This is a genomic window from Acidisphaera rubrifaciens HS-AP3, assembly GCF_000964365.1.
Taxonomy (GTDB): Bacteria; Pseudomonadota; Alphaproteobacteria; order Acetobacterales; family Acetobacteraceae; genus Acidisphaera; species Acidisphaera rubrifaciens.
Genome location: NZ_BANB01000536.1, coordinates 1 through 4,055 on the forward strand (window position 1 = coordinate 1; position 4,055 = coordinate 4,055).

The 4,055-nt window shown below is 73.5% G+C and carries 6 protein-coding genes; 2 read left to right on the forward strand and 4 right to left on the reverse strand.

Translation table 11 applies throughout. The annotated features are described in order from the left end of the window. From B8460_RS14225 to B8460_RS14230, 3 genes are all read right to left on the reverse strand, one after another. Positions 1 to 345: DnaJ domain-containing protein (locus B8460_RS14225; protein ID WP_048862273.1), on the reverse strand; the 345-nt coding region annotated here is incomplete at its 3' end. Positions 346 to 360: 15 nt separating this feature from the next. Then, complete coding sequence (locus B8460_RS22070) at positions 361 to 510, reverse strand: hypothetical protein (RefSeq protein WP_158322861.1); 150 nt, start codon at positions 508 to 510, stop codon at positions 361 to 363. Further along, a complete protein-coding gene (locus tag B8460_RS14230; RefSeq protein ID WP_048862274.1) occupies positions 510 to 1,310 on the reverse strand; it encodes an enoyl-CoA hydratase in 801 nt (266 codons plus the stop codon). The genes B8460_RS22070 and B8460_RS14230 overlap by 1 nt, the downstream gene beginning before the upstream one ends. 65 nt (positions 1,311 to 1,375) lie before the next feature. Between B8460_RS14230 and B8460_RS14235 the strand changes: the two genes are divergently transcribed. Then, the gene (locus tag B8460_RS14235; protein WP_048862275.1) at positions 1,376 to 2,482 is read left to right on the forward strand and encodes an NAD(P)/FAD-dependent oxidoreductase; all 1,107 of its coding nucleotides are present in this window, start codon (positions 1,376 to 1,378) and stop codon (positions 2,480 to 2,482) included. Positions 2,483 to 2,495: 13 nt separating this feature from the next. Here B8460_RS14235 and B8460_RS14240 read toward each other — a convergent pair whose 3' ends face one another. Then, positions 2,496 to 3,269: a sulfite exporter TauE/SafE family protein gene (locus B8460_RS14240; protein WP_048862276.1), complete on the reverse strand. Its 774-nt coding sequence runs from the start codon at positions 3,267 to 3,269 to the stop codon at positions 2,496 to 2,498. A gap of 221 nt (positions 3,270 to 3,490) precedes the next feature. Between B8460_RS14240 and B8460_RS14245 the strand changes: the two genes are divergently transcribed. After that, positions 3,491 to 4,055: P-loop NTPase family protein (locus tag B8460_RS14245; RefSeq protein ID WP_048862277.1), on the forward strand; the 565-nt coding region annotated here is incomplete at its 3' end.

Below are 4,055 nucleotides of genomic sequence, written 5' to 3' on the forward strand. Positions count from 1 at the left end.
CTGGCCGAACAGCGCCTCCAGATCCTCGGGGTCGATGCCTTGCTCGGTGCGGTATTTCGCCCCGCCCGGCGCGTCGGCATGGGCGCGGTAGAAATCGCGCGGCGGCGGCGGGGGCGGGCGTTCCGCCCCGGTCTCGTCGATCTCGCCGCGGTCATAGCGGGCGCGCTTGTCGGCGTCCGACAGGATGTCATAGGCGGCGGCGATCTCGCGGAACCGCTCGGCCGCCTCCGGCTTGCCGGGATTGACGTCGGGATGGTGCTTCTTGGCGAGCTTGCGATAGGCGGCGCGGATCGTGTCCGGCTTGTCGCCGCGCTGCACGCCGAGGATCTTGTAAAGGTCGGCCATGACTGCGCGGGCCGGTCAGCGGGCGCAGTAGGGCAGGGCCGGCGCGAGCCAGGTCGCGCACAGGTCGAAACCGTGCTCCCAGCTCAGCAGCATGGTCATCGACACCGCCAGCGCCAGCGCGCCGAGCGGCAGGCCGAGCCAGATCACGAGCCGCGCACCGAACATCAGGTGCCGGTCCAGGTCGGCGCGCGTTTCGTCAGGAAGGCGTCGATCCCCTCCGCCGCGTCGTTCGCCATCATGTTGCGGGTCATCACCGCCGAGGCATGGGCATAGGCTTCCTCCAGCGGCAACTCGATCTGCCGGTAGAACGCCTGCTTGCCATAGGCGATCGCCAGCGGGCTGCGGGCGGCGATCTGCGCCGCCAGCGCCTCGGCCGCCGGCAGCACCTCGGCATCCGGCACGACGCGGTTGACGAGGCCAATGCGGCGGGCCTCCTCCGCGCCGACCATCTCGCCGGTCAGCAGCATCTCCATCGCCGCCTTGCGCCCGACCGCGCGCGACAGCGCCACCATCGGGGTCGAGCAGAACAGGCCGAGGGCCACGCCCGGCGTCGCGAACCGCGCGCCCTCGCCCGCGATCGCGAGGTCGCAGGCGGCGACGAGCTGGCAGCCGGCGGCGGTGGCGATGCCGTGGACGGCGGCGATCACCGGCTTGGACAGCCGCACGATCGACGTCATCATCCGCGAGCACGAGGCGAAGACGGTGCTGCACGCCGCCTCGCCCGGATGGGCGCGCATCTCGCGCAGGTCGTGGCCGGAGCAGAAGCCCGGCCCCGCGCCGGTCAGGATCAGCACATGCACCGACGGGTCGGCATCGGCCTGCGCCAGCGCCTCCGACAGGGCGGCGATCAGGGCGTTGGAGAGGGCGTTGCGCGCCTGCGGCCGGTTCAGCGTCAGCGTGCGGACGGCGCCCGCGTCGCTTTGCAGCAGCACCGGGGCGGTGTCGGTCTGCGCCGGTATGTCCATCGCTCATCCTCCGTCGGCGGCGCCGCGGGTTGAGCGGCGAACGGGGGGCAGCGTACACCAGGATCATGGAGACGGTCGAATGCGTCATCGCCGGCGCCGGCGTGATCGGGATCGCGGTCGCCCGGGCGCTCGCCCACGCCGGACGCGAGGTCCTGGTGCTGGAGGCGGCCGAGGGGATCGGCACGGAGACCAGTTCGCGCAACAGCGAGGTCATCCACGCCGGCATCTACTATCCGCGCGACAGCCTGATGGCCCGCTTCTGCGTCGCCGGCCGCCGCGCGCTGTATGCGTTCTGCCGCGACCGGGGGGTGCCGCATGCCCGCTGCGGCAAGCTGATCGTGGCGACCGACGCGGAGGAGGCGGCGCGTCTGGACGGCATCCTCGCCCGTGCCGAGGCGAACGGGGTGGAGGGGATGCGCCGCCTGTCCGGGGCGGAGGCGCGGGCGCTGGAACCGGCGCTCGCCTGCACCGCCGCGCTGCTGTCGCCGCAGACCGGCATCCTCGACAGCCACGCCTATATGCTGGCGCTCCAGGGCGAGGCGGAGGCGGCGGGCGCGGCCTTCGTCTTCCACAGCCCGGTGCGCGGCGGCGCCGTGGCGGGCGACGGGCTGACGATCGAGGCGGGCGGGGCGGAGACGCTGGCGCTCCGCTGCCGGCTGTTCATCAATGCCGCCGGGCTGCACGCGCCGGCACTCGCCCGCCGGATCACGGGCATGCCGGCCGACCGGGTGCCGGACGCGAAGTATGCCAAGGGCAGCTATTTCACGCTCGCCGGCCGCGCGCCGTTCAGCCGGCTGATCTATCCGGTGCCGGTGCCCGGCGGGCTTGGCGTGCATCTGACGCTCGATCTCGGCGGACAGGCGCGGTTCGGCCCGGACGTCGAATGGGTGGACCGGATCGATTACACGGTCGACCCGCGCCGGGCGGACGGGTTCTACGCCGCCGTGCGCCGCTACTGGCCGGACCTGCGCGACGGCGCGTTGCAGCCGGGCTATGCCGGCATACGGCCGAAGATCGTGCCGAAGGGGGCGCCGGGGCAGGATTTCGTGCTCCAGGGACCGGCCGCGCATGGCGTGCCCGGCCTGATCAACCTGTTCGGCATCGAAAGCCCCGGCCTGACCGCCTCGCTCGCCATCGCCGACGCGGTGGTGGCGATGGCGGCGGCCGGATAGGCGCCGCGCCGGATCAGGCGAGCAGCCGGGCGCCGGTCGCCAGCAGCACGAGCGCGAGGACGAACCGCACCACCCGGTCCGGCAGCCGGTGCGCGAGCAGGCCGCCGATCAGCACCGCGGGCAGGGAGCCGGCCAGAAGCGACGCCGCCAGCCCGAAATCGGTGCCGCCGAGATACCACCGCCCGGCGCCCGCCAGCAGCGTGAGCGGCACGGTATGGGCGATGTCCGAGGCGATGATCCGCACCGTCCGCGTGCCTGGATAGAGCAGCAGCAGCGCCGTGACCCCGATCGCCCCGGCGCCCACCGAGCACAGGGTCACGATCACGCCGATCACCGCCCCGGTCGCGACGGTCGCCGCCGCCCGCGCGCGCATCATCGGCGGCGCGTGCCGGCTGGCCGCCCAGGCGACGAGTCGCGGGCGCAGCAGGATCGCGATCGCCGTCAGGATCAGCGCCGCCCCCAGCGTGACCGCCATCAGCCGCTGCGCCTCGCCCGATTGCGGCGCCTGTCCGTGCAGCACCGCGAGGGTCGCCGCCGTCGCCGGCACGCTGCCGGCCGCGAGCAGCAGGGTGATCCGCCACTGCACGCTGCCCTGCGCCCCGTGGATCGAGGTCGCGGCGACGTTGGTCGCGGCGGCGAACAGCAGGTCGGTCGCGACCGCCGTGTTGACCGGCACGCCGTAGACGAGGATCAGCATGGGCGTCATCAGCGAGCCGCCGCCCACGCCGGTCAGCCCGACCAGCAGGCCGACGCCGGCGCCCGAGAGGACGAAGCTGGGGGACAGCATTCAGGCGCGGCGGCGCTTGGTGGGCCGGCGGGCGGGATCGGGCATGCGGCGTGTCTCTCCGGACGTCGGCGGGGTCCCGAACCCCGGGCGGGCGGGGGCGGGCCGGGGGAGCATCTCCAACCGGGACCGCGGGCGTCAACAAACGGCTTGTCGGGGTAGGCGCGGCACGAAAGACTGGCGGTAAACCCTTCTGCCTTCAACGCAAGGACCATTTCCCGAACATGGATACCACCAGCGGCGAGCCGCCCGCCGACCGGGCCGCCCGGCCGACCGCGGTCGTCTTCGCGGGTCACGTGGACCACGGCAAGTCCACCCTGATCGGCCGGCTGCTGCACGACACCGGCAACCTGTCGGACGGACAGGCCGAGGCGATGCGGGCGGCGAGTGCGGCGCGCGGACTGACCGCCGAATGGTCGTTCCTGCTCGACAGCCTGCAGGCCGAGCGCGATCAGGGGGTGACCATCGACGCCACCCGCATCCCGGTCACCCTCGGCGGGCGGCGCTTCGTCATCATCGATGCGCCCGGCCACCGGCAGTTCCTGCGCAACATGCTGACCGGGGCGGCGGACGCTTCGGCCGCCGTGCTGGTGGTGGACGCGGCCGAGGGGGCGCGCGAGCAGACCCGCCGGCACGCGATGCTGCTGCGCCTGCTCGGACTGCGCGACGTGATCGTGCTGCTGAACAAGGTCGATGCGCTGGATTTCGATGCCGCGCGCATCGCGGCGGCGGAGGCGGCGCTGCGGACGGAACTCGCGGCACTCGACCTGTCGCCCGTCGCCGTGGTGC

What these genes read in the sequence shown, in the direction of transcription:
- B8460_RS22070 (WP_158322861.1), bottom strand. Translation starts at nt 510, where the DNA reads ATGTTCGGTGCGCGGCTCGTGATCTGGCTCGGCCTGCCGCTCGGCGCG.
- B8460_RS14230 (WP_048862274.1), bottom strand. Translation starts at nt 1,310, where the DNA reads ATGGACATACCGGCGCAGACCGACACCGCCCCGGTGCTGCTGCAAAGC.
- B8460_RS14235 (WP_048862275.1), top strand. Translation starts at nt 1,376, where the DNA reads ATGGAGACGGTCGAATGCGTCATCGCCGGCGCCGGCGTGATCGGGATC.
- B8460_RS14240 (WP_048862276.1), bottom strand. Translation starts at nt 3,269, where the DNA reads ATGCTGTCCCCCAGCTTCGTCCTCTCGGGCGCCGGCGTCGGCCTGCTG.